The sequence below is a fragment of the Streptomyces sp. Y1 genome, assembly GCF_041053115.1.
GTDB lineage: Bacteria > Actinomycetota > Actinomycetes > Streptomycetales > Streptomycetaceae > Kitasatospora > Kitasatospora rubellomurina.
In genome coordinates this window covers 1,672,252-1,694,897 of record NZ_CP163445.1, presented here as the reverse complement: position 1 = coordinate 1,694,897, position 22,646 = coordinate 1,672,252, and the positions used below count along the sequence as shown (strand labels likewise).

At 72.1% G+C, this 22,646-nt stretch carries 23 protein-coding genes; 8 read left to right on the top strand and 15 right to left on the bottom strand.

Going from position 1 to position 22,646, the window contains the following annotated elements; translation table 11 throughout:
• Positions 1-54: 54 nt before the first annotated feature.
• The 3 genes from AB2U05_RS07195 to AB2U05_RS07185 form a co-directional block, all read right to left on the bottom strand.
• Entirely contained in the window at positions 55-1,311 is a 1,257-nt protein-coding gene (locus tag AB2U05_RS07195) for a tetratricopeptide repeat protein (RefSeq protein WP_045700633.1), read from the bottom strand.
• 43 nt (positions 1,312-1,354) lie between these two features.
• Positions 1,355-2,281 (bottom strand): hypothetical protein, encoded by a 927-nt coding sequence (locus AB2U05_RS07190; RefSeq protein ID WP_045710923.1) that lies wholly within the window; start codon positions 2,279-2,281, stop codon positions 1,355-1,357.
• Between the two features lie 118 nt (positions 2,282-2,399).
• Positions 2,400-2,558, bottom strand: coding sequence for a hypothetical protein (locus AB2U05_RS07185; RefSeq protein ID WP_157882201.1), 159 nt, complete (start codon positions 2,556-2,558; stop codon positions 2,400-2,402).
• Positions 2,559-2,961: 403 nt separating this feature from the next.
• Between AB2U05_RS07185 and AB2U05_RS07180 the strand changes: the two genes are divergently transcribed.
• On the top strand, positions 2,962-4,383 hold the full coding sequence (locus tag AB2U05_RS07180) for a helix-turn-helix transcriptional regulator (RefSeq protein WP_369182776.1): 1,422 nt from the start codon (positions 2,962-2,964) through the stop codon (positions 4,381-4,383).
• Between the two features lie 44 nt (positions 4,384-4,427).
• Positions 4,428-5,114: a RibD family protein gene (locus AB2U05_RS07175; protein WP_369182775.1), complete on the top strand. Its 687-nt coding sequence runs from the start codon at positions 4,428-4,430 to the stop codon at positions 5,112-5,114.
• A gap of 122 nt (positions 5,115-5,236) precedes the next feature.
• On the opposite strand, the gene AB2U05_RS07170 is transcribed toward AB2U05_RS07175, so the two are convergent.
• Together AB2U05_RS07170 and AB2U05_RS07165 are read right to left on the bottom strand one after the other, a co-directional pair.
• Complete coding sequence (locus AB2U05_RS07170; RefSeq protein ID WP_369182774.1) at positions 5,237-5,650, bottom strand: DUF3592 domain-containing protein; 414 nt, start codon at positions 5,648-5,650, stop codon at positions 5,237-5,239.
• A gap of 58 nt (positions 5,651-5,708) precedes the next feature.
• Positions 5,709-6,287 carry a TetR/AcrR family transcriptional regulator gene (locus AB2U05_RS07165; protein ID WP_369182773.1) on the bottom strand — a complete coding sequence of 193 codons (579 nt, stop codon included), beginning with the start codon at positions 6,285-6,287 and terminating at the stop codon, positions 5,709-5,711.
• 133 nt (positions 6,288-6,420) lie between these two features.
• Here AB2U05_RS07165 and AB2U05_RS07160 point away from each other — a divergent pair, with 133 nt between their 5' ends.
• Together AB2U05_RS07160 and AB2U05_RS07155 are read left to right on the top strand one after the other, a co-directional pair.
• Positions 6,421-7,332 carry a carboxymuconolactone decarboxylase family protein gene (locus AB2U05_RS07160; RefSeq protein ID WP_369182772.1) on the top strand — a complete coding sequence of 304 codons (912 nt, stop codon included), beginning with the start codon at positions 6,421-6,423 and terminating at the stop codon, positions 7,330-7,332.
• An 83-nt stretch (positions 7,333-7,415) separates the two neighbouring features.
• Positions 7,416-8,090, top strand: coding sequence for a hypothetical protein (locus AB2U05_RS07155; RefSeq protein ID WP_045700623.1), 675 nt, complete (start codon positions 7,416-7,418; stop codon positions 8,088-8,090).
• A 174-nt stretch (positions 8,091-8,264) separates the two neighbouring features.
• On the opposite strand, the gene AB2U05_RS07150 is transcribed toward AB2U05_RS07155, so the two are convergent.
• The gene (locus tag AB2U05_RS07150) at positions 8,265-8,903 is read right to left on the bottom strand and encodes a flavin reductase family protein (protein WP_369182771.1); all 639 of its coding nucleotides are present in this window, start codon (positions 8,901-8,903) and stop codon (positions 8,265-8,267) included.
• A gap of 241 nt (positions 8,904-9,144) precedes the next feature.
• Here AB2U05_RS07150 and AB2U05_RS07145 point away from each other — a divergent pair, with 241 nt between their 5' ends.
• Complete coding sequence (locus AB2U05_RS07145) at positions 9,145-9,564, top strand: hypothetical protein (protein WP_369182770.1); 420 nt, start codon at positions 9,145-9,147, stop codon at positions 9,562-9,564.
• Between the two features lie 54 nt (positions 9,565-9,618).
• Here the strand turns inward: AB2U05_RS07145 and AB2U05_RS07140 are convergent, their stop codons facing one another.
• The 8 genes from AB2U05_RS07140 to AB2U05_RS07105 all read right to left on the bottom strand — a co-directional run bounded on the left by AB2U05_RS07140 (position 9,619) and on the right by AB2U05_RS07105 (position 17,305).
• Entirely contained in the window at positions 9,619-10,830 is a 1,212-nt protein-coding gene (locus AB2U05_RS07140) for an ABC transporter permease (RefSeq protein ID WP_369182769.1), read from the bottom strand.
• On the bottom strand, positions 10,805-11,509 hold the full coding sequence (locus AB2U05_RS07135; protein ID WP_369182768.1) for an ABC transporter ATP-binding protein: 705 nt from the start codon (positions 11,507-11,509) through the stop codon (positions 10,805-10,807). The genes AB2U05_RS07140 and AB2U05_RS07135 overlap by 26 nt, the downstream gene beginning before the upstream one ends.
• Positions 11,506-12,399, bottom strand: a complete 894-nt coding sequence (locus AB2U05_RS07130; RefSeq protein ID WP_369182767.1) for a hypothetical protein — start codon at positions 12,397-12,399, stop codon at positions 11,506-11,508. Before AB2U05_RS07130 ends, AB2U05_RS07135 begins: the two co-directional genes overlap by 4 nt.
• Positions 12,396-12,893, bottom strand: coding sequence for a hypothetical protein (locus AB2U05_RS07125; protein WP_045700610.1), 498 nt, complete (start codon positions 12,891-12,893; stop codon positions 12,396-12,398). The genes AB2U05_RS07130 and AB2U05_RS07125 overlap by 4 nt, the downstream gene beginning before the upstream one ends.
• 7 nt (positions 12,894-12,900) lie before the next feature.
• Positions 12,901-13,281 carry a hypothetical protein gene (locus AB2U05_RS07120; protein WP_157882198.1) on the bottom strand — a complete coding sequence of 127 codons (381 nt, stop codon included), beginning with the start codon at positions 13,279-13,281 and terminating at the stop codon, positions 12,901-12,903.
• 170 nt (positions 13,282-13,451) lie between these two features.
• On the bottom strand, positions 13,452-14,459 hold the full coding sequence (locus AB2U05_RS07115; protein ID WP_369182766.1) for a hypothetical protein: 1,008 nt from the start codon (positions 14,457-14,459) through the stop codon (positions 13,452-13,454).
• A 457-nt stretch (positions 14,460-14,916) separates the two neighbouring features.
• Positions 14,917-15,390, bottom strand: coding sequence for a hypothetical protein (locus AB2U05_RS07110; protein ID WP_052706967.1), 474 nt, complete (start codon positions 15,388-15,390; stop codon positions 14,917-14,919).
• A gap of 196 nt (positions 15,391-15,586) precedes the next feature.
• A complete protein-coding gene (locus AB2U05_RS07105; RefSeq protein WP_369182765.1) occupies positions 15,587-17,305 on the bottom strand; it encodes a serine/threonine-protein kinase in 1,719 nt (572 codons plus the stop codon).
• Positions 17,306-17,526: 221 nt separating this feature from the next.
• Between AB2U05_RS07105 and AB2U05_RS07100 the strand changes: the two genes are divergently transcribed.
• From AB2U05_RS07100 to AB2U05_RS07090, 3 genes are all read left to right on the top strand, one after another.
• Complete coding sequence (locus AB2U05_RS07100; protein ID WP_369182764.1) at positions 17,527-19,659, top strand: tetratricopeptide repeat protein; 2,133 nt, start codon at positions 17,527-17,529, stop codon at positions 19,657-19,659.
• Between the two features lie 97 nt (positions 19,660-19,756).
• Positions 19,757-20,332 carry a TetR/AcrR family transcriptional regulator gene (locus AB2U05_RS07095; RefSeq protein WP_045711629.1) on the top strand — a complete coding sequence of 192 codons (576 nt, stop codon included), beginning with the start codon at positions 19,757-19,759 and terminating at the stop codon, positions 20,330-20,332.
• Positions 20,333-20,418: 86 nt separating this feature from the next.
• Positions 20,419-21,207, top strand: coding sequence for an SDR family oxidoreductase (locus AB2U05_RS07090; RefSeq protein ID WP_369182763.1), 789 nt, complete (start codon positions 20,419-20,421; stop codon positions 21,205-21,207).
• Here the strand turns inward: AB2U05_RS07090 and AB2U05_RS07085 are convergent.
• A complete protein-coding gene (locus tag AB2U05_RS07085; RefSeq protein WP_369182762.1) occupies positions 21,194-22,621 on the bottom strand; it encodes a hypothetical protein in 1,428 nt (475 codons plus the stop codon). The genes AB2U05_RS07090 and AB2U05_RS07085 overlap by 14 nt on opposite strands.
• Positions 22,622-22,646: the final 25 nt, after the last annotated feature.

Sequence of the window (22,646 nt, the reverse complement as noted above, 5' to 3'; positions counted from 1 at the left end):
CCTTCGCTCCACGAGCGAAGGGCCACCGAGGTGGTTGATCAGCGCTCGCCGCCCTCAGCGTGGGGCCGGCGGGAGCAACGTGGCTGAACGCGTAGCCGGATCACGCGCACGGAAGCCGAAGCTGATCAGGATGACACGCTCTCCGGCGTTGAGGGGCGTCCTGCCGTGCGGCGTGATCGCGCCATCGAATACGACGCAGTCTCCTGCTGCGAGATCGCATTCAAGATAGCCGTCCGCACCGATGAAGACTGTGGTGCTCACGGCGGGAGTCGCCGGCAGGCGCTCGTGCTTGAGGCACAGGACCAGGTTGGCCTCACCGAAGCCGTACTCGTCAACGTGGAAGTCGAGGAACTGCCCCTCCTCCAGGTAGCCGATGTACACGCCGTTGTGCGGTTGTTCGACCTCCAGGCCGGTGGATCGCGCCACGACCTCGGCGAGATCGACGTGCCCGGCGAAGCGGTTCGCTGCGTCGCCGACTGCCGCGTTCCACTTGCCGTTGTGAAGGTACCCGTCTGCAGCCAGCGCCTTCTCGGCCTCCTGCGTCATGGCGGCGATCAGCTTGACGGGAAACGCCTGATCACGGAGGTGGCGCGGCCGAACACGCTCGTGTGCGCCGAGCGAGCGCACAGCTTCCTGCACGGTGGTGAACTCCTCAGCCCACCGGTCCCGCATTCGGGCTGTGGTGCGGGATTGGAGCCACGAGGTCCATCGTCTGCTCCACTGTGTCACTTCTGCGTCACTGGCCGCCGGCAAGTTCGCGCCGGCGGTTGCCTGTCCGATCAGCAGCTCGACGTGGTCGAGTGCGGCCTGGGTGGACTCGATCAGCTCGGTGTCACCCTTGACGATCCGCAGGCGCCGCGCCTCCCGCAGGTGAGCGCGTGCAGACGCAAGGTCGCCTTGTTCCATGAGGTGCTTGCCGAAGTGCTGGAGGGCGAAGTCGACGAGTTCCGGGTGTCGGATCTTGGCGGCGTCCAGGGCCTTGCGGTAGTGCACGTCAGCGATCTCCGCGTCACCGGCGTAGCGATGCGCGTCGCCGAGGTTGAGTTCGGTGGCGATGACGGCCCGGGTATTGCCACTGGCTGCGGCCAGGTCGAGCGCCTGCCGTAGGAACGTGCGCGCGTCGTGGTAGTTGCCGAGGCTCAGCAGGCCGATGCCGGCCCACCGCGCCAGGATCCGCGTCCGGGCGGCGTCCGTGCCTGCGGGCAGCGTCTGCAGCTCCTCTCGGATCTTCCTGACTTCCGCGGCCAGCTGGTCTTGGTCGGTGGGGACCATGCGTAGGTCCGCGCCATGTGTGATGAGGTGCTGGAGCACTCACCCCTCCCTAGTTCGGTTCCCGATCCGGTCATGGTCGGCGTCAGAGCCGGTCAGTCTGGTGGCGCAGGTCGGCCAGCAACTCCCGGCCGTGCACGGTGAAGTGTTCACGCTGGAGTTCGAGCTGGTCCATGAGGTAGCGCACGGCCGGGACGCCCTCGGCGTAGGCACTCTCGAAGCTCGCACGCTCGTTGGACGTCAGGTCGTCCCGGCCCAGTTCGGTCCGGCGGAACCGCAGCAGCTGGTTGTACACGCAGGTTGCGTGGAACGCCCGGTCGATCTCCCAGAACTGGTTGCGGGCCACCCCCTGTGCGGCACGCCACGCGATCTCGATCTTGGGGGAGGTCTTGGAGGAGTACCCGGCGGCGAAGACCTGGTTCTGGAGGACGTGGAAGCTGACCGACTGGTGGACTCCCTCGTGCAGGATGTTCTCTGCCAGGAAGAGGTGAGACGGCTCCGGACTGACGGTGTTCGGTGGAATGTGGTGCCTGGCCTTCTCGGAGAACACGATGACGTAGGGCAGCGCCGGGTCACTGGAACTGGTCAGCGAGGAGGCGCGGACACCGGACTTGAGGCCCACCCACAGGAGTCCCCGAACGAACTCCCGCACGCGGTCGAATCCTTCGGGGTGGACCGAGGCCAACCGCTCCAACGCCTGGGTCAGTGCCGCGCGGCGCTCGGCGGTGTGCTCGACGATCTCGTAGTCCGCCAGGTTGATCTCGTCGGCGATCCGTCCGGGCAACTCGGCGTCGAACCAGTCGAAGCCGGCCCCGAACACCTGCACACTGTCGGCGCGTAGGGCACGGGCGTAATCGGCGTAGGGGGTGTCGGAATTCACGAGGCGTTCCATCAGGACGAACGGCAGGGCCCACTCGGCGCCGTCATCCCGCAGGCGGGTCAGCGCCGGGTCCTTCCGGCCGAGATCGAAGAAGGAGCCGGACTCTACGCGGGTGGCAATGGTGGTCTGCACGGTGGACTCTCCTTGGCTGTGATGTGCAGATGGCGGAGACTGCGGCGGGTCGGCTCGGCCGTTCGGTCGAGCCGACCCGCCATACCGCCAACCAGGCGGCATTAGTTCAGGACCGAGATCAGATCTCGGTTCCCTTCGGCGCGAAGTCGTCGTCCGGAACCGAGTGGTCCAGGCGCCGCGTCAGGCACTCGACACCCACCTCCGGCACGAAGTCACCGTCCGGGACCGAGTGGTCCAGGCGCCGCGTCAGGTGGTCGACCTGAATGGTGTCGGGCATACTCCTGCTCCTTCCAATGGTGCTGCTGCGGATGGTGCACCTCCCCGAAGTCCGGGGAGGAACCTATGGGTGGGAGCCCCGAGCGCGTCGGTGCACTCGGTGAATCTTCGGTTACGCTCTGGGGGTACCGCGTGGGCTCCCGATCCTGTTCAACCTGTTCGAGATCGCGACTTGGGGGTGACAGTTGACGGAAACCAAGATGTCGACCCAGACGCTGGCCCGTGTCATTGCGGAGTCCGGATGCTTCGGCCGACCTCATCCGGTAGGTCTCTACAGAACCGCGTCCAAGCGGCGCGAGCCAGAGCAGAATTGGCGCATTGATGTCGCATCCAAGGCGCATGCCTGGGCGTGACCTGGCGCGTTGCCAGGGCAGGCGATTTGGCGAAGCACAGGGCGGGAGCCGATGGCGGTCAAGCGGGAACAGCTCGCTCAGCGGCGAAAGGATGCCGGCTACACCCAGGAGACCCTGGCTGATGAGCTGGGAGTACACCGTTCGACGGTGGTGAGGTGGGAGCGCGGCCGGGGCGAGCCGCAACCGTGGATGTGGGTGAAGCTGGCCCGGCTGCTGAAGATCAGCACCGTCGAGTTGAGGAAACTCTTTGCCACGTCGGATCAACTGCTTCCTGCCGCGCGCCCGATGCCACGCCCGCGAGTCGAAGGCCGGAATCCACTGACGCAGCTGCCTGGCTTCGGGGATGCCGGCGCCGCACGTCTCGGCTCCGGCGATGCTGGGCAGGGGGCTGCTGCTGTTGGCTCGTCCATGGCCATGATGGGCGACGAGGTCAGAGTGGGCTGCCGCACCTCGGACGGAAGGATCATCTTCGTGACCATGCCACGCCGCGCCATACTGCGCACCGCTACGGCAACCGCTGGTACCGCGATGGTGTCCGCCTTCGCCGGCCCCACTGCCCCGCCGAAGCCAGTCGTGCTCTCGCCTGACGTCAATCCGGTGCAGAACATGCGCCAACTGCGTAAGTCGCTGGTCGGTTGCGACAATGTGCTCGGCCCCTGGAACGTCGTCGCCACAGCCCAGGACCATGTCCGTCTGATCCAGCAGCTGCGCCGGGACGCTTCCGGCCGCGACCGCCAGGATTTGATGCAGCTCCAGGCCGAGTACGCCGAGTTCTGCAGCTGGCTGTACCAGGACAGCGGCGACCACCGGGCCGCTCAGTATTGGGCTGACCGAGCCGTTGACTGGTCGGGGGCGGCTGCAGATCACGACCTGACCGTCTACATCACGGCCCGCAAGGCCCAGCTGGCCGGTGACATGAAGGACCCCCAGGAGGCCGTGGATCTGGCGGAGTCGGCTCAGCGCCTGGCAACGCCCGGCAGCAGGCTCGGTGCCCTCGGCGCGGTCTTCGGAGCGCACGGGCACGCCCTGCTGGGCGACGGGTTGGCCAGCCAGCGGGGCTACGATCTGGCCCTGGAGCTGGTGACCCGGCCCAGTGACACCGAAGTCCGCCGTGGGCACTGGCTCGACGTGGGCTACGTCGAAGCCCAGCGGGCGAGGTCCCTGCTCGTCATGGGCCAGTACAAGGCCGCTGCCACCGGGTTCGATCGGGCGATTCGGGCGCTGTCGGCCTCGTTCCGCCGCGACCGTGGCGTGTACTTGGCTCGGTCGGCGGGAGCCCAGCTCCACGCCATCGGTCCCGAGCAGGCGGCCTTGACCGCAGTCGAGGCCCTGTCCATTGGGATCAGCACAGGATCTGCCCGGATTTTCGCGGAACTGGCCTCGCTCGACAGCCAGTTGCAGCGGTGGTCAGCGGTGGCGGCGGTGACCCGGTTCCGCGAGGCCCTCGACAGCGTCCTCCTGCATGAAGTGTGATCGTCCCGGCGGCATCGCCCGTCCCCTCTGCGAGAAATGGAGCCATGATGGCCGAGCGCCCTTTCGTCCTGCTGAGCGTTGCCACCTCGATCGACGGCTACATCGATGACACCTCGCAGCAGCGCCTGCTGCTGTCGAACGCGGACGACTTCGACCGGGTGGACCAGGTGCGGGCCGAGTCGGACGCCATCCTGATCGGCGGCAACACCCTGCGCATCGACAACCCGCGCCTGCTGGTCAACAGTGACGAGCGCCGGGCTGCTCGGATCGCGGCCGGGAAGCCGGAGTACCCGCTCAAGGTCACCGTCACAGCCAGCGGCGACCTCGACCGCGACCTCAAGTTCTGGCATTTCGGCGACAAGAAAGTCGTCTACACGACCGACGCCGGGGCGCTGAAGCTGTGCGACACCCTTGATGGCCTGGCCGACGTGGTCTCCACCGGCGACACGGTGGACTTCGGACTCATGCTCGAAGACCTGGCGGCCCGTGGTGTGGAGCGCCTGATGGTCGAGGGCGGCGGCCAGATCCACACCCAGTTCCTGAGCCTCGGCCTGGCCGACGAGATCCACTTGGCCGTGGCCCCGCTGCTGGTCGGTGAGGCCGGCGCACCGCGCTTCGTCCACCCGGCCGAGTTTCCTGGTGGCAGCACCCACCGGATGAAGCTGCTCGACGCCCGGACAGTGGGCGATGTGGTGCTGCTGCGCTATGCGCCGAAGGAGGTCTCGGTCTGAGCTGGTGCTCTGACCGCAGGTGTTCATGGTCGCGTGCTGACACGATCGAAGCCGGCGAGTTCGACCACCACATGCCCTGACCCCGGTGGCCCTTCGCTCCACCGAGCGAAGGGCCACCGGGGTCAGGGCATGTGGAAGCCGTCCCAGAGCATGGTTGCCGAGAAGCCGCCCAACAGCAGGGTGCACAGGCCGAAGACCCAGGGGTTGGCGGGCCAGTCGAAGCCGATGATGACGATGTTCTCGGGCCGGCGGGGGTGGTAGGCGATTTCCACCGGGTCGCCCGGGGCGAGCGAGCAGGAGCGCGGCATCCCGGTGGCGCTTCCCGCCTCGATCTCCGTGCCGTCCGGGAGTTCGAAGCGGACCACGGGGAAGTGCTGGAGATCGCCGTCCCCGTCCGTGTCGGTGCGGATGCGGTCGACCCAACCGGCGGTCCGGACGCCGCGGTTGCGTATCACGTGCACCCGGTGGGTCTCCCGCGCAAGGCAGCCCGCGAGCGTGCCGGTGGCGGATCCGAACACCAGAAGTAGGGGACTCACGGCCGGAGTTTAGAGGCCGTGCGGCGATGGCGCCCTCACGTTTTCGTCTCCCTGCCGGTCAGGCGGGCCGGAGGCCGTTGATGATCTTGGGGACGAGGTCCGGGGTCCGGGGCACGCCGGCCGGGTCGCCGAGGAGGAAGCGGTAGTAGAGCGGGCCGTAGAACAGGTCGACCATGCTGCGGGTCGGGAGGTCGGCGCGGAGCTGGCCGGCGGCGACGGCGGCGTCCAGGCGGGCGGCGCACTGCTGGGCGCGGGGTTCGATGATGGTGGCGCGCACGGCGGCGTTCAGGGCGGGGTCGTGCTGGGCTTCGCCGATGATGCCGCGGTAGACCGCCCCGACGTCGCCGAGGAACATCGCGGCCACGGCGGTGATCTGGTGGGCGAGGTCGGCGGCGATGTCGCCGGTGTCGGGGAAGTCGGTGGTGTGGCCGATCCGTTCGTTGAGCGCGTCCAGGGCGACCGCGCCCTTCGAGGGCCACCAGCGGTAGATGGTGGGCTTGCCGACCTTCGCCCGGGCGGCGATGGCTTCGATCGTGAGCTTGGCGTAGCCGTTGGCCACCGCGAGCTCGAAGGTGGCGTCCAGGATGGCGCGGCGGGCGCGTTGGCTGCGGCGGTCGGGGTTGGGCTCGGCGGTCATGGCTTCATCGTAGCCCAGACGTGACGGAACGTTCCGTTTTGACAGTCCGATGCGGGTGACATAGCTTCGGCTCACGTTACGGAACGTTTCGTAATGTGAAGCTCGTCGCCCCGACCCGACAGGAACGACCACCGTGACCCTCACCGACACCACCGCCCCGTCCACCGCCCCGTCCACTGCCTCGTCCGCCGACGAGAACCGCTTGGCCAAGGGCCTCGCCGTGCTGCGCACCGTGGCCGGACCGGCCGGGGAGCGGGTGCTGGACTCCCTGGCCGACATCGCCCCGGACTTCGCCCGGCTGACCGCCGAGTTCGGGTACGGCGACATCTACACCCGGCCCGGGCTGACCCTGACGCAGCGGCAGATCGCCAACATCGCCGCGCTGACGGCCAAGGGCACCGCCGCGCCGCAGCTGCGGTTCCACATCGACGCCGCCCTCCACGTCGGCGTGACCACGACCGAGATCGTCGAGACCATCACGCACACCGCGATCTACGCCGGGTTCCCGGCCGCGCTCAACGCCCTGGCCGTCGCCAGGGCCGCCTTCGCCGCCCGCCCCGACCTGGACACGACCCCCGCGCCGTCGCAGGTCGACCCGCAGCGCACCTCGGACCAGCGGTACGCCGCGGGGCTGGAGGCCCTGGAGCGGATCGACGGGCACGCCGGACAGCAGGTCGTCGACTCCCTGGCGGGGATCGCCCCGGACTTCGGCCGGCTGCTGGTGGAGTTCTCCTTCGGCGACGTCTACCCGCGCACCGGGCTGGACCTCAAGCTGCGCGAGGTGGCCACGGTCGCGGCGCTGGCCGCCCTGGGCAGCGCCGCACCCCAGCTGCGCGTCCACCTGCACGGGCTGCTCAACGTCGGCGGCACCCGCGCCGAGGCCGTGGAGACGATCATCCAGATCGTCGCCTACGCCGGGTTCCCTGCCGCGCTCAACGCCCTGGCCACCGCCCGGGAAGTGTTCGCCGAACGCGACGCCCAGGGCGCCCACGACGCCGCCGCCCACGACGCCGCCGCCCACGACGCCGACGAGGCCCGGCGTTGACGGCCGTCTGCGAGCGACCGCCCAGGGGCATCCCGGGAGTCCCCTAGGATGCCTTCATGATCATTTACCGGGGGAGATCGGCCATGAAGAACACCTGGGGGATTCTCGCCGCCGTCACAACCGTCGGCGTGCTCGCCGCGGGCTGCGGGTCGGGCGGTGGGGACAAGAAGGATGCTCCACCGCAGGCGGAGAAGCTCGCTGCCGACACCGGAGCGCGGTACGAGTCGATCAGGGTGCCCGCGCTGGACGGTATGACCTGCGACAGGGGCAACGGGGGATTCCACTTCGGCAACGACCTGGACATGCTGGTCGCCGGCGACGACGACCTGCCGGAAATCAAGATGGACTCCGAGTCCGGCATGGTCTCCTGCTTCGGCGCGACGCGCATCACCCTCAGCAAGGGCGGGATGCGGGCGACCGTGCCGAACCTCACCACCCGGACGACTCTGTACGAGAAGGTCGCGGACCCCGCCGCCTCGCTGGACAAGGTCTTCGCCCACACCATGCACCTGGCCCAGGGCTACGGCCGGAAGCCGGTCGGCGAGCCCAAGTCCTTCACCACCAAGGACTCGGTGGTGAAGTGCCAGCAGAACGTCAGCGACACCTTCCCCATGACGACCTGCTTCTGGGCCAACTACGGAGCGATCGGCGTCGTCGACTTCTTCCCGCCGGACGGCAAGCACGTCCCGATCGACGAAGCAGCCGCACGGACGCACAAATTCGTCCTGGGCGCCCTCTCGACCACCGGCACGTCCTGACCCCTGAACCACGCGGCGGCGGGGCCGGCCCGACGCCGGCCCGTCAGCCGTCGCCGTTCGCCGATCACGGCTCGACGGGCGATCCCGTCCCCGCCACGGCGCTCGCGGAACCCGCCTCGGACCACGGCCGTTCCGTGTAGTCCCCGCCGCGGCGGATCTGCGCCGGGTGCCTGCTCAGGCGGTGGCCGAGGGGAGTTGGTGGGGCATGTTCCAGCCCTCGGCGAGGCGGGACGGGTGGACGTTGGCGCCGCCGCCGAAGAACTCGCAGAACTTCATGATCAGCGGGTCCCAGCCGAGCGGGTCCACGTAGTGCGTGCCGGGGATGATCAGCTTCTCCTCCACGTGGGCGCGAAGGACCTCGACCTGGAAGGCGGTGGCGTGCGGCTCGGGGACGCCGAAGGGATGCTCCGAGACGACCCGGCACTCCAGCTGGACCGGGCACTCCGCGACCCGGGGTGCCCGGACCAAGTCCGAGGGCTGCTCGGTCAGTTGGGCCGCCGCGAACTTGTCCGGCTCGTAGCGGTAGCCCTGCTTCACCTTGTAGTCCACGATGGCCGGCTTCCCGGTGGTGAGCGCGATCCGGTCGACGGCGTCGACCATCGCCGACGACGGCAGGTTGAGCACGCACTCGCCCTCCCGTCGCAGGTTCGCGGTGGTCTGGGCGTTGTTGCCGAGGCCCAGCATGCAGGACTGGCCCAGCCACCAGGCCGAGGACATCGGCGCGAGGTTCGCGGTGCCGTCCTCGTTGCGTGAGCTGATCAGCACCACCGGGGTTCCGAAGTAGAGGACCTTGAGGCCGGGGACGACGTGCATGAGCGGTGCCTTTCGCGGGTGTCGGACGAACGACTCGACCCTCCCCGAGCGGCGGGAGCGGCGCTGGCGGAAACCCGACATCGCGTTGGCCGGGCCCGTCGCGGCTTCGCCCTGCGCGATCATGTGACGATGCGTCATATTCCCCGTTCGGGGCGAATGCCGGGCGCTTCGCGAGGCTGCCCGCGGAGGTTGGTGGTACTCGTTGGCCCGACAATCCTGTCGACGAACGGAGACTGTCCTGATGGCTCTCGACCCGGGTGTGTACGTCATCCGCAGTGCCGTGAACGGCGAGGCCGCGGGGGTGAACGGCCTGATCCGCATCGCGTTCCAGCGGGTCGAAGTGACGCCGCGCGGCAACCTGACCGGAGCGGAGTGGGAGGTGTCGCCGGAGGACGGTGACGGTCGTGTCCGGCTGTCGATCCAGGACGTGTACCCGTACGTCCGCGTCCGGGACGGCGAGGTGATGGCGTCGATCGCGCGGCCCGAGGGCGCGTGGACGATCCAGCCGGCATCCGGTGATCGGTTCCGCATCCGAATGGACGGTCAGGACTGGTGCTGGACGGCGCCGGAGGGCGGCAAGGGCCCGGTCACGGTGGCGCCCGAGAGTCACGCGATCGCCCAGCTGTGGACGTTCACCCTCAGCGAGCAGCCGGCGCCGTAACGTCCCGGTGGCCGTTCGCCCGGCCGGGCCGGGCGGGGAGCAGCGGGGCCGGGACTACTCGCGCAGGACGTGCGCCATGTCGACGCGGGCCGCGGCGATCGCCGGGGCGAGGCCGCCGGCCAGGCTCGCGGCCAGGGCGGCGGCCAGGCCGAGGAGCGCGGATCCGACCGGGAAACCCGGCGGGCTGATCGCCTCGGCGGGGTCGAGGAAGCGCGGGATCACGACGGCCACGGTCGCGGCGCCGACGCCGATCGCGGCGAGCGCGGCCAGCAGGCCCGCGGCCAGCGACGAGAGCAGCACCAGGGCGAACATGCGCGCCCGGGTGGAGCCGAGGGCGCGCCTGATCGTGAGTTCCCGGTGCCGTTCCCGGACGGTGGCCAGGCCGATGTTCAGCAGCCCGAGCGCCGCGATCGCCAGCAGGACGGCCGCCACCAGCCCGAACATGGTCCGGGTCCGCCGCACGGAGGACAGCAGGCCGTCGACGGTGTCCAGGCGGCGGATCTCGATCCCGGAGCCGTCGACCCCGAGGTCGGCGAGGACGTCGCCCAGGTCCTGCCGCAGCACCGCCTCACCGGTGCGGGCGGCGTGGACCTGCACGGTGACCGTGGTGTCCGCCGGGAGGACCCCGGGCTGCAGGTACGCGGCCGTGGCGAGCGGCAGGTACAGCTCGGGCGCGGACAGCCCGTCGGCGATCACCGCGACGATCCGCTGCGGATAGGGCGCGAAGAGCGGGCTCGGCTGGACCGAGAGCTCCGTTCCCACCCCTCCGTAGGCGTCGCGGCCCGCCTGGTTCACCACGATCCCGCCCGGCAGGGAGGGCCGGCGCCAGTCGGCCCAGCGGCCGTCCAGCACCGGCAGCCGCCTGATCGCGGCCAGGTCGCCGGCCACGAGCGAGATCCGCTGCGGCCGGAACCCGTCGGCCGCCGTCGCGCGGGTCGCGGCGGCGTCGGCGGACACCTGGGCCTGCACCGCCGCGACGAGGGCGTAGTCGCCCCCGGCCGCGCGGACCCGGTGCTCCAGCACGTCGACGATCCCGGGCACCGTCGCGTTCACGGCCGACAGCGGCAGGCTCACGCCCACCGTGGCCCGGCGGCCGTCGTGCTGCTCGGCGTTGGCGACGAACACGTCCTCGACGACGGCGCCGATCGCCGTGACGGCGACGACGGCGAGCACCCCGACGAACAGGCCGAGGGCGCTGAGGAAGGTGCGGAGCCTGTGGGCCCGCAGGTCGCGGCCGGCGTCAGCCAGCAGGCGTGCGCGCCACATCGGGAACCAGCCTTCCCTCCACCAGGCGCACGGAGCGCGAGAGCCGGCGCGCGACCGCGGTGTCGTGGGTGACGACGACCAGCGCGCCGCCCCGCTGCTCGGACGTCTCGACCAGCATCCGGAACACCTCGTCGGCGGTGTCCGCGTCCAGGGCCCCGGTCGGCTCGTCCGCCAGGATGATGCCGGGCCCGCGGACCATGGCCCGGGCCAGCGCGACCCGCTGCTGCTCGCCCCCGGACAGCTGCCGCGGCCGGCTCGCGGCCCGGTGGGCCAGGCCGACCGCCTCCAGGGCGTGCGCCGTCCGGGCCCGGACCTCGCGCCCGGAGAGGGACGGGCCGCCCTGCCGCAGCGGAAGCGCGACGTTCTCCGCGGCCGACAGGTGGCCGAGCAGCGAGTAGTTCTGGAAGACGAACCCCAACTCGCGGTTGCGGAACGCCGCGCGCTGCCGGTCGCCGAGCCGCGAGGCGTCCCGGCCGTTGATCGACAGCCTGCCCCGGTCGGCCGTGGTGAGCAGGCCCAGGACGGCGAGCAGCGTGCTCTTGCCGCTGCCGGAGCGCCCGAGGACGGCCACCGACTCCCCGGCTTCGACGCTCAGCTCGACGCCCCGCAGCAGCGCCAGTTCCTCCCCGGACGGCAGCCGGACGGTCTTCGTGATGCCCTCGGCGACCAGTGCGCTCACGGCAGCCGCGCATCCAGCGGCGGGGCCGTGCCCAGCACCACGTCGCCCTGGGCCAGGCCCTCGGTGATCTGGATCAGGGTCCCGTTGCTGATCCCGAGGCCGACCTTGACGACCTCCGCCCTGCCCGAGCGCGGGTCGACCCGGCTGACCTCCCCGTGGGCGGCGGCCCCGGCCACGGCCTCCACCGGCAGCAGGAGCACGTCCTTCGCCGTCGCGCTCTTGACCGCGACCGTCCCGGACAGGCCTGCCAGCGCCGGGACTTCGGGCGGGATCGCGCAGACGACCGGCACGCCGGCCGGGCCGGCCCCGGTGGCGTTGCTGTTGCCGGGGGCGTCCGCGTACGCCTGGACCAGCGCGCAGTCGAACGGCCCGGGCCCGCCGGTGATCATGGCGCGCGCCGAGATCCGGCCGTCCAGCAACCGGTACGCGGCATCGGGCGGCACCGACGCCGTCTCGGCGAAGCCCGGGTACGCCACGACGGCCACCGGCACCCCGGCACTCACCGGAGCCCCTTCGGCCACCAGCCACTTGACGAACGTCCCGGCCGCCGGCGCGGCCACGCCGACGCCCCCGCTGGTGAACAACGGCCGGCCCGCGGCGACCGCCTGGCCCGGGCCGACGTCCGTCCGCGCGAGCGGCCCGGGTGCCGCCGCGAGGACGGAGAACTGGGGCAGCGCGTTGACGACCGCGTGCAGGGTGACGACCTCGGTCAGGTCGCCCCTGGTCACCGCGACCGTCCGCGGGGGAGCCGCGGCCGGCCCGGAGCCGCCGGCCGCCCTCGACGGCCGCGGATCGCCGGCGGGGCCGAGGAACTGCCAGGCGGAGAATGCGACGGCGACGAGGGCGGCCACCGAGACCGCGGCGATAATTCGCGCACGGCGACGGATCATTGACTGTCCGCCGGGCAGTTCCGAATGTCGTTCTGCACTTTCGAATTGTCGCCCAGGCCGGCGCTGTCGAGGATTCCGTCGAAGAACTTCTTGTCGGCCGGTTCGAGCGAGTTCTTGTAGAAATACGTCGAGCGGACGGTCAGCATCGTGTTCAGCGTCGCCTGCCGGTCGGCGTCGGAGGTGCCGGGATCGACGAAACGCCGTTCCCAGGTGCAGAACCAGAAGAGGTCCGCGCGGGTGGTTCCGTACCCGGGCTGGTAGACGATGCCGTGCCCGTCGTCGGCGACGGATTTCGGCGTGGGATCGGCGGGCCAGGAGTGCCCCGGCGCGAGGGCGAGGTTCTTCTCCTCGGCCGTGAACTCCCTGGCGGCACCGGCGGCGTCGACGGCCGGCTGGTTCGGCCCCCGGGCGTGGTCAGGGCCGGTGCCGCAGGCGGCGAGGGACAGGGCGGCAACCGCGAGGGCCGCCGCCTGCCTGCAGGAACGGTTCTTCATCCGCGGCTCAGTACGTTTCCTGCCCGGAGAAGGAGTAGCCCGCCCAGTCGTAGCCGGCGTTGCCGTACCGGTTCTGGAAGGACTCGCCGACCCACACGTCGCCCCAGGACAGGTACTGGAAGCTGCTGGAGGCGTTGATGACGCCGTGTGAGGTGCCGTGGGAGTCGATGATGTAGAACTGCATTCCGTCCGGGAACGAGTTGAAGGAGGCCCCGATGTAGTTCAGGAACCCGGAGACGTACCGGACGTTGGACGAGGTGTACCAACCGCCGTTGTTCGGGCAGGTGCCCGAAATGGAGACGCAGTCCGCGGCCGCCGGGGAGGCGGCCATGATTCCGGCGCAGATCGCCATCGCGGTGATGCCGAAGGCTCTTGTTGACTTACGCATGCTTCCCCTTGCTCAGGTGGAGTGGCGCGAGAAGTCGTGCAGTCCCCGGCAGGGGAAAGCACCCCCCCGCCGAGCACATTCGAAGCTATCAGGCTGATTTACCGCACGCAATGGATGGGATCCGTCATTCCGTCCGGCGGTTGACTACTCGTCGTGGCGGGCCTAGCCCCTCAGTGCTCGGTGCCGTGGTAGATCCGCTCGATGACGCCGGCCATGAGATTCGTGTCATTCCCCCGGCCGTAGACGATGATCGCGTGCTTGTCGTCGAGCCACGAGCAACTCCGCATGCGGAGGTCGCTCGCGTCGTTGGGGTTCTTCGTTTCGGGGGTGTAGCAGTACATCGTTCCGGGGAGTGACGTCGGGACCTGCTCCGGGTGTGCGGCGAACTTCCTCAGCTCCTTCTGCGACTCGGCGAACGTCCGCTGGAAGGTCGACGTCGCGTCCCCGAGGTAGACGACCCAGCGAGGCGCGTGGTCGTCGCCGCCCAGCGCCATGCTGGTGGAGACCTCCGGAACGATGCCGTAGGCCGCTGTCTGCGGGTTCTCCAGGCCGCCCTTGACGAGGTCGGCCCGAGTCGCCTCCCAATCGCTCGCGGAACTAGCCCTGAGCGCGTCACCTTCCACCGAGTCGGGCAGACGTGCGGCGAACGCGTCGGACCCGGACCCGCCGAGGAAGTGGATGCCGAGCGCGATCAGGGCTGCCACCACGATCAGCGTCGCGACGACGACGCCGGTGCTGCCCCGCTTGTTGACCACGTTGTTGTGCACGTCCCCGCCGACGAGGGTGTGCCCCGAACCTCCCACCGCAGTCTGCCCCGCACCGCCGATGTGCGCACCCTCGCCGACCGTGACGGCCGGTGGCGCGGGCGGCAGCGGCGATGCGGTCGGCAGCAATCCCGCCGCGAGCCGCTCCGCCAGGCGCTCCGCCAACTCCGGCTGCAGGCTGAGCAACTCACCCACGGCATCCGCCAGTTGCTGCCTCGCCGCATCGTCCTCCGGCGCCGACTCCACCCGCTGCGCCGCCTGGGCCCACCGCGGCAACCGCCCGAGCCCCTGCAGCACCCAGCTCGTCGCCTCCGTGCCGAGCGCGGTCCCCGCCGCACCTGCGGCGCTCGACGCCGCCTGCGCCAACGCCGCGACCACCGCTCCGACCAGGTCGGTGCCGTCCCCCGAGCTCATCCCAACTCCCAAGTCCGACCAGCGAGTCACGGTCCAATGTGACAGCTGCCGGTCGCGCCTGGGAGGGAAACGGCGAACGGAGACTCAACCGCAACCGCCCCTCCGAGGTGGGGAGGCTTCCGGGACGATAGGTCGGTGCCGGACGATCGAGGGAGGCCACGGATGGACGAGGACGAGAGCCTGCGGCGGTTCGGGCTGCGTCCCGGTGGTGCGCGGCTCGACGAGGTTCGCGCGTTGCTCGCGGAGCACACCGAGCGTGAGCGGCGGGCGCAGGGTGAGGGAGACACCGAGTTGATGAGGCTCTGCTGCGTGCAACTGTTCAACAGCGGTGGGCTCGACGACGCGCTGCTCGTCTGGAGTGCGAAGGGGGCGAGCTTCGACGCGGCGTGCGCGCCCCCGGGTGGAGCAGGAAGTCGGCCGGGCCGACTTCCTGCTCCCTTCCTTCGACGCGGAGGGCTCAGCCGAGCAGCTGGAACTTGGTGGTCGGGACGCCCTGGACGATGGCGCAGTCGAGGTTCTGGGTGGTCGCGCTGTACGTGAACTTGGCGGGGACGTCACAGGACCAGAGGCCGCTGTACGGCGTGCGCAGGTGGTACTGGTTGGACTGGACCCCGGCGATCTGGCTGCAGGCGGAGCCCCAGCTGATGTAGTCGTAGGTGAAGCCGGGCGAACTCACGCAGGCCGTCAGGCCGTCGACGGGGGTCCGCAGGTGGAACTGCGGCGAGCCCCAGCTGCCGCCGCCGCTGCAGTTGCGGTTCATCTGCACCTGGTCGTAGACGTACCCGGTCGGGACGCTGCAGGCCCAGGCGCCGTCGAGGCTGCTGGCGGTGGCGCTCGCGGGGGTCGCGGTGACCGCGCCCGAGAACAGCAGGGCGGCGGCGGCCAGGGCGGCGAGTAACAGGCGGACGGGGCGGATGCGTGCGGAAGACATGGCTCTCCCAAGGTGAGGTGTGGCGCGGGGACTACCGGACATGCGGTACCAGGCGGGCGGGCAACGGGAGTTGCGGCCCGTCGAAGGTTGTAGCACGAAGCCCAGCTGACGATCCCGTGAATCCGTCAGCTGGGGTGAATGGCGCGCAACCTTGGCCGGAACCTCGCCATCCGTCCCGTCCAGCCCCGCCGAGCCGCTACGTCGGCGAGGCGTTCCACTGGACGGTGTATGTGCCCCTGTCCTTGTCGACCACGGTGGTCGGCTCGGTCCAGCGGGCGCCGACCAGGGTGCTCCCGGTGGGGACGTGGACGATCGTGCCCTGGTCGCCGGACTGGCCGGGGGCGAGCTTTCCCGGGGCGTGGGGCCGGCAGCCGGGGGACTCGACGGCGGAGGTCGGCGGGTGCGGGCCGGTGGCGTGCTCCTCGCTGGTGAGGCTGCCGTCCGCGAGCACCCCCTCCAGCAGGAGGGCCGGTCTGCCCCGGACGATCTGGTCGGACACGAGGCTCAGCACGCCGCCGGTGAACTGGTTGGCGGGGCCGGCGCCGTGGTCCCAGCCGTCGACCGGCAGTTGGGCGGGCATGTCCTTGCCGCCGAGGTTGGTCAGCCGGAAGCGGACGCAGTAGGCGTCGAAGCCGGCCGGGGTGTTCGGCGCCGAGTCGCGGGTGACGGACGTGACGGCGACACCCAGGGTGACGCGCTCCCAGGTGGCGCGGCCCGACGTCACGGAGGTGTCGTAGATGAAGGGGATCCTGGCCGTCCCGCCCGGCGTCAAGAGGGCCCCGGACGGGGTCTCGTCCTTGTGCGGCGAGTTGACGTCGGGGTAGCCGGAGCCCTGGCTGACCTCGTAGGCGATCGTGGCGCCCGTGGCCAGCACCATCACGGCAGCGATGAGCGCGGTGCTCCGCCAGCCGCTGCGGCGCGGCGGGGCGGGGTCCGCCGCCGTGGCCGGCGCGGTGGGGGGTGGCGTCGGGTCGACCGGCGGCGTCGGGTCGACGGGCGGCGTCGGGTCGACGGGCGGGGGAGTGGGGTCCACGGGCGGGGCGTCGACGGGCGGCTGCTCGGCGTTCGGCGCGCCCGACGTGTCCGGCCCGCCCAGCAGCGCCAGGGCCGCCGCCGCGGTCGCCGGCCGGTCGGCCGGATCCTTGGCGAGCAGGCCCAGCACCAGCCGGTCGAGGTGCTCCGGAACCTCCGGGCGTCTGCTGCTCGGTGGCACGGGCAGCCGGCTGAGGTGCTGGTACAGCAGCGCGGCGACCCCGGAGCCGGTGTCCACCCAGGCCGTGCCGGTGAGCAGTTCGTACAGCACGCAGCCGAAGGCGTACAGGTCGGTGCGCTGGTCGGTGCGCCCGCCCTGGATCTGCTCCGGGGCCATGTAGAGCGGTGTCCCGGCGATGCTGCCGGTGGAGGAGATCCGGGTGGCGTCGGCGAGGCGGGCGATGCCGAAGTCGCAGACCTTGACCCGGCCGTCGGCCAGCAGGAAGAGGTTGGCGGGCTTGATGTCCCGGTGCGTCACGCCCTGCTCGTGGGCGGCGCCCAGGGCCTCCAGGACCTGCCGGCCGAGCTCCGTCACCCGCTCGATCGGGAGGCCGCCCGGGTGCCGGGCGATCTCCGCGTGCAGGTCGCGGCCCTGCATGAGTTCCATGACCAGGAAGAGCAGCGCGCGGCCGGTCTCCTCGACGTGCTCGTCGATGTCGAACACCGTGGTGATGCCCGGGTGGTTGAGGTTCGCGGCGATCTCCGCCTCCCGGCGGAACCGGGCGACGGCGTCGCGCTCGGCCTCGGCGGCCAGCGGCAGGATCTTCACCGCCACCGGCCGGCGCAGCCGCTCGTCCCGGCCCAGCCACACCTCGCCCATGCCGCCGCGTCCCAGCTGGTCCTGGAGCAGGTACCGCCCGGCCAGTTGCAGCCCACTTCGCAAGATCGTCCCCCGTTGACAGACCGAATGACAGACCGTATGACCGGCCACCTCACCGGCCACATGACCGGCACGCGTCCGGATCGCGGCAGAGCATCCCACACCCGGGCGGCCGTTCCCGGCGAAGCCGAACGCGCAGCTGAGCGTAGACGCTACCGTTGGCGGGGTCAGGAGACGTAGGCGGAGGGCCGGGGCCTGCCGCGCGTGGTGCTGGGGGTTGGGGCATGGTCGATCCGCTGTCGATCTCGGCGGTCTCGGGGGTGTTGGGGGCGGTCAGTTCGTCGATGGCGGGAGAGGCCGGGAAGTGGGCCTGGGAGGCGTTCGGCGGGCTGGTGCAGCGGGCGACCGGGCGCCAGATCGTCGCGCCGAGCGGGGCCGGCGAGCGCGAGGCCGTCGCCCGGCTGCTCGTCGAGGGCGCCCGCAACGACCCGGCGCAGGCCCGGGCCCTCGCCGCCTGGATGAGCGGTGTGCCGTCCGACGACCCCGGGCGCGCGGACGCCGTCCCGCGCCTGCTGCCCGCCTCCACCCGCTACTTCACCGACCGCAAGGGCCCGCTCGCCGCCCTCGACAAGGAGGGCGGCCGCAAGCCGGACGGCCGCCCCCGGCAGGCCCTGCTGCACGGACCGGACGGCATCGGCACCAGCGCCGTCGCCATCCACTGGGGCAGCCGGGAGGCCGCCCGCTTCCCGGACGGCCAGCTGTACGCCGACCTGCGCGCCGCCGGCCCGCAGGGCGCCGCCGACCCGGCGACCGTGCTGCGCCGCTTCCTGCACCGCCTCGGCGTGCCCGCCGAGCACGTGCCCGCCACCGTCGAGGACCGCGCCGACCTGTTCAGCGCCCTGCTCGCCACCCGCCGCCTCCTGGTCGTCCTCGACCACGCCCACTCCGCCGCCCAGGTACGGCCGTTGCTCACCGCCGCCGCCGGCGTCTTCACCGTGATCACCGCCCGCCGCCCGCTCGCCGGGCTCGACGCCGTGACCGTCCCGGTCGGCCCACTCGCCGACAAGGACGCCCGCCGCCTGCTCACCGAGCTCGCGGGCAAGCCCGCCGTCACCGCCGCCAAGGCCGCCCTGCCCGGCGTCCTGGAACGCTGCGCCGGCTACCCGTTCGCCTTGCGGGCCGCCGCGCCGAGCCTGGCCGAAGCCCCCGCGGCCGGGCCCACGCCGGGCGCACGGCCCGCCGACCCGGCCGAGGCCGCCGCCGAGGACCGCTACCGGCAGCTGTCGCCCGACGCCGCCCTCGCCTACCGCCGCTGCGCCCTGCGCCCCTGGCCCGGCCTGACCGCGCGCACCGCCGCGGCCGCCACCGGCCTCGCCGAGCCGGACGCGGCCGCCGCCCTCGCCGAACTCGCCGACGCCGGGCTGCTGGAGACCACCGTCGACGGCCGGCACCACTACCGCCCCGTCGTCCGCCGCCACGCCGAGGCCCTGGCCGTCCGCGAGGACGGGCTCGCCGCCTGCGCCGCCGCCGTCACCCGCGCCGTCGACACCCTGCTGCGCCTCGCCGTCGCCGCCGACTACGCTGCCCTGCCCCAGCGCTGGCACCTCGGCCCGCTGTACGCGGAGCTCGGCCCGGACGGCTACCCGGACGAGGCGCGGGCGCTCGCGGCGCTCGGCGCCGAGCTGCCCAACCTGGTCGAAGCCGTCCGCGCCGCCGAGGAGTTCGCCGCGCCCGAGCTGGTCTGCCAGCTCGTCGAGGCGCTGTGGGCCGTCCAGCTCAAGGCCGGCCGGCACGACGAACTGCTGCCCGCCCTGCGCGCCGGCGCCCGGGCCGCCGCCGCGCCCGGCACACCGCCCCGCACGGCCGGCCGGATGCACGGCCAACTCGCGCTCGCCCTCGTCGAGTTGCAGGAGTACCAGGAGGCCGAGCGGCACCTGCAACTGGCCGCGGACGCGGAGGAGAAGGACGGACACCTGCGCGGCCGGGCCACCGCCGTCGAATCGCTCGGCCTGCTGCGGCTGCGGCAGTGGCGCCACGCCGAGGCCCTGGACTGCTTCGACCGCGCGCTCGCCCTGCTCGCCGGCATCGGCGCCGAGGACACCGGCCACGCCGACCTGCCGCGCGCCCGCGCCCTGCTCGGCCGTCACCGGGGACGGGCACTGCGCGGCCTCGGCCGCTTCGACCGGGCGCGGGCCGCGCTGGAGGAGGCGGTGGCGTACTTCCGGGGCACCGGCGAGGGCTACAACACTGCCCGGGCGCTCACCGACCTCGCCCAGGCGCTGATCGAGCAGGGCCACGGCACCCTCGCCCGGCCGCTGCTCGACGAGGCCGGCACCCTGCTGGAGCGCCAGGGCGCCACCTTCCACCTCGCGCCGCTGGCGGTGCTGCGCACCCTGGCGGCGGACGGGACGGACTGAGCCCGCCGGCGGGGCGGACCGAGCCGACCGGCGGCAGGGACCGCGCGCGCGGATCGAGTAGTTGACCTCAAGGTCAACTACTCGCTACGGTCACGGCATGGGCAGGCCGAAGAACTTCGAACCGGACGTGGTCGTCGCACGGGCGATGGAGACGTTCTGGACCAAGGGCTACGCCGGCACGTCCCCGGCCGACCTCGCCGAGGCGACCGGGGTGGCCAAGGGCAGCCTGTACCACTCCTTCGGTTCCAAGCGGGAGCTGTTCGGCAGGGCGCTGGACCTCTACGGCCGGATGGGCGCGGAGCTGACCGAGGAGGTGCTCTCGCGGCCGGGCACCGCCAGGGAGCGCATCCGCGCGTTCCTCGTCCTGCTCGTGGACGTGGACCTGGACGGGCCCGTCCGTCGCGGGTGCCTGGCCCAGAACACCGTCGAGGAACTCGGCGGGCGGGACGAGGAGGCCACGCGTGCGGCGCACCGCATCGAGGAGCGCATGATCGAGCTGCTCGCCGCCCGCATCGAACGGGGGAAGCTGGACGGTGACGTCGACCGGAGCGTCGACGCCCGGGCGCAGGCGCAGTTCCTCCAGAACACCTCCGCGGGGCTGCGCGTGATGGCCAAGACCTTCGAGCGGCCGGTCCTGTACCGGATCATCGACACGGCCCTGGCCGGCCTCTGAGGCGCGCGGGCCGCTGCGGCGGCCCTTTTTCGCGCCCGAATTTTAGACCTCAAGTTCAAGAATCCGTCATTCGAGAAGGGCAGCTCATGGACCTCGGCATCAACGGAAGGGCCGCGCTGGTCACCGGCGCGAGTCGCGGCATCGGCCTCGCGATCGCGCGGACCCTCGCCGCGGAGGGCGTCCGGGTGGTGGGAGCGGCCCGTACCGTCACCCCCGAGCTGGCGGAGGTCGCCGCCGCGGCGGTGTCCGTCGACCTGAGCACCCGCGACGGGGCGCGGTCGGTCGTCGAGCAGGCGAGCGCCGCGGTCGGCGGGATCGACTTCCTCGTCAACAACGTCGGCGCGGGCGACCCGGACAGCATGTCCATCGGCGGGTTCCTGGACGGCGACGACGAGCAGTGGCAGACGATCTTCGACCTCAACCTGTTCAGCGCGATGTGGACCACCAAGGCGGCGCTGCCGAGCCTCCTGGAGCGCCGGGGCGCGATCGTGAACATCTCCTCGATCAACGCCCGCATGCCCGCCGGCGCGCCGGTCGGCTACGCGGAGGCCAAGGCCGCGCTGACCCAGTTCGGCAAGCGGCTCAGCGAGGAGCTGGCGCCGCGCGGGGTCCGGGTGAACACCGTCTCCCCGGGCCTGACGGTCAGTCCGCAGTGGACCGACCCGGACCGCCTCGGCGGCAAGGTGGCCGCCGCGTCCGGGGTGGGCCACGGCGACCTGCTGGAGGCCCTGCCCGGGCAGTTCGGCGTCGCCTCGGGGCGCTTCACCGAACCCGAGGAGGTCGCCGACCTGGTCGCCTTCCTGCTGTCCGAGCGCGCCGCCAACATCCACGGCGCCGACCACGTCATCGACGGCGGCACGATCAAGACCGCCTGACCACCACCCGGTGGACGGCGCCGCCGACGCGGACCGCCAGCTCGGCGGGCGGCTCGCCGTGGGCCGCCCGCCGGGCCAGCCAGGCCGAGGCGGCCGCGGCCGGGTCGAGACCGGCGGTGCTCAACTCCCAGGCGCCGCCCGCCCGGTCGACCACCGTGCCGGTCTCCGGCCCGGTCACCAGGACGGCCAGCGCGCAGGAGCGGTGCCGGGACAGAGCCTCGGCCGCCCACTGGCGGGGCGTGCCCAGGCGCGGGTCCTCGGCCAGGCCCGGCGGCGTGTGCTGGACGATCAGGTCGGCCAGGGCCAGTGCGCCGGGGTCCAGGGTGTCCTCGTGCACGGCCAGGTGCCCGTCGCCGGGGCCGTCCGGCTCGTACCGGGCGGCGGCGAACCGGCGCAGCGTCACCGCGCCGCCGCCCACCTCGGTGAGCACCCGCAGCGGCGCGGTGACGAGACCCGGCCGGTGGGCGGGCAGCGGCAGCGGGTCCAGCAGCGCGGGCGCGGCCGGCTCCGGGATGCCGATCAGCCCGTAGAACAGGGCCCGCAGGCGCGCGGCCGACCCGCCGGGGCAGGAACTGGTCAACTGCGCCGGGCCGGGCGGCACTCGGCCGCCGCGCAGGGCGGCGTCCAGCTGCGGCCGCAGCGGCCCGTACGGGTCCAGGCGCGGCGCCTCGCGGACGAACTCGGCGACCTGCGAGGACGGTTCGATGACGGTCGGGCCGGGCGCGGCGACCAGCACCGGGGTGCCGAGCGCGGCGGCGTAGTAGCTGACCGAGCCGAAGTCGCCCACCACGGCGTCGGCGGCGATCAGGGCCTGCCGCCAGTCCGCCACCGGATCGACCAGGGTCAGGCCCGCCCGGGCGGCGCCGTCCAGCCAGAGCCGGACCTGCCCGGGGCCGTGGCCGTGCCAGACGTTGGGGTGCAGGACGGCGGCGACCCGGTACTCGTCCACCGGCAGCTCGGGCAGGGCGCGCAGCAGCAGCGCCAGGACGTCGTCCTGCTCGCTGTCGCCGCCGCCGTCGCCTCCGCCGCCGCCGAACAGGGAGGTGGGGTTCCAGGTCGAGTTCAGCAGCACCAGGCGCTGGCCCGGGCGCACCCCCAGCGCCCGGCGGAACGCCTTCCGGCGCGGGCGGGCGGCCAGGATCCGGTCGAAGCACGGATCACCGCCGAGCACCGCCGTCCCGGCCGCCTCGGGGCAGGAGGCGCGGAACCGGTCCAGCTGGACGGGGTGGGAGAGCACCAGCGCGTCGGCGACGGGGGAGCCGTCCGGGGCGAGCGCCCACTCGGGGGAGAGGCCGAACAGCGGAGCGGCCCGGTCCGGTGTCCGGTGTCCGGTGTCCGGTGTCCGGTGTCCGGTGTCCGGTGTCCGGTGTCCGGTGTCCGGTGTCCGGTGTGGCCAGCCTCTTATTGTAGCCAACGCCGTGCGACAGTACGGCCAACTT

What these genes read in the sequence shown, in the direction of transcription:
- AB2U05_RS07185 (WP_157882201.1), bottom strand. Translation starts at nt 2,558, where the DNA reads ATGCCCGACACCATTCAGGTCGACCACCTGACGCGGCGCCTGGACCAC.
- AB2U05_RS07180 (WP_369182776.1), top strand. Translation starts at nt 2,962, where the DNA reads ATGGCGGTCAAGCGGGAACAGCTCGCTCAGCGGCGAAAGGATGCCGGC.
- AB2U05_RS07175 (WP_369182775.1), top strand. Translation starts at nt 4,428, where the DNA reads ATGATGGCCGAGCGCCCTTTCGTCCTGCTGAGCGTTGCCACCTCGATC.
- AB2U05_RS07165 (WP_369182773.1), bottom strand. Translation starts at nt 6,287, where the DNA reads ATGACCGCCGAGCCCAACCCCGACCGCCGCAGCCAACGCGCCCGCCGC.
- AB2U05_RS07155 (WP_045700623.1), top strand. Translation starts at nt 7,416, where the DNA reads ATGAAGAACACCTGGGGGATTCTCGCCGCCGTCACAACCGTCGGCGTG.
- AB2U05_RS07150 (WP_369182771.1), bottom strand. Translation starts at nt 8,903, where the DNA reads ATGCACGTCGTCCCCGGCCTCAAGGTCCTCTACTTCGGAACCCCGGTG.
- AB2U05_RS07145 (WP_369182770.1), top strand. Translation starts at nt 9,145, where the DNA reads ATGGCTCTCGACCCGGGTGTGTACGTCATCCGCAGTGCCGTGAACGGC.
- AB2U05_RS07140 (WP_369182769.1), bottom strand. Translation starts at nt 10,830, where the DNA reads ATGTGGCGCGCACGCCTGCTGGCTGACGCCGGCCGCGACCTGCGGGCC.
- AB2U05_RS07130 (WP_369182767.1), bottom strand. Translation starts at nt 12,399, where the DNA reads ATGATCCGTCGCCGTGCGCGAATTATCGCCGCGGTCTCGGTGGCCGCC.
- AB2U05_RS07125 (WP_045700610.1), bottom strand. Translation starts at nt 12,893, where the DNA reads ATGAAGAACCGTTCCTGCAGGCAGGCGGCGGCCCTCGCGGTTGCCGCC.
- AB2U05_RS07120 (WP_157882198.1), bottom strand. Translation starts at nt 13,281, where the DNA reads ATGCGTAAGTCAACAAGAGCCTTCGGCATCACCGCGATGGCGATCTGC.
- AB2U05_RS07115 (WP_369182766.1), bottom strand. Translation starts at nt 14,459, where the DNA reads ATGAGCTCGGGGGACGGCACCGACCTGGTCGGAGCGGTGGTCGCGGCG.
- AB2U05_RS07110 (WP_052706967.1), bottom strand. Translation starts at nt 15,390, where the DNA reads ATGTCTTCCGCACGCATCCGCCCCGTCCGCCTGTTACTCGCCGCCCTG.
- AB2U05_RS07100 (WP_369182764.1), top strand. Translation starts at nt 17,527, where the DNA reads ATGGTCGATCCGCTGTCGATCTCGGCGGTCTCGGGGGTGTTGGGGGCG.
- AB2U05_RS07095 (WP_045711629.1), top strand. Translation starts at nt 19,757, where the DNA reads ATGGGCAGGCCGAAGAACTTCGAACCGGACGTGGTCGTCGCACGGGCG.
- AB2U05_RS07090 (WP_369182763.1), top strand. Translation starts at nt 20,419, where the DNA reads ATGGACCTCGGCATCAACGGAAGGGCCGCGCTGGTCACCGGCGCGAGT.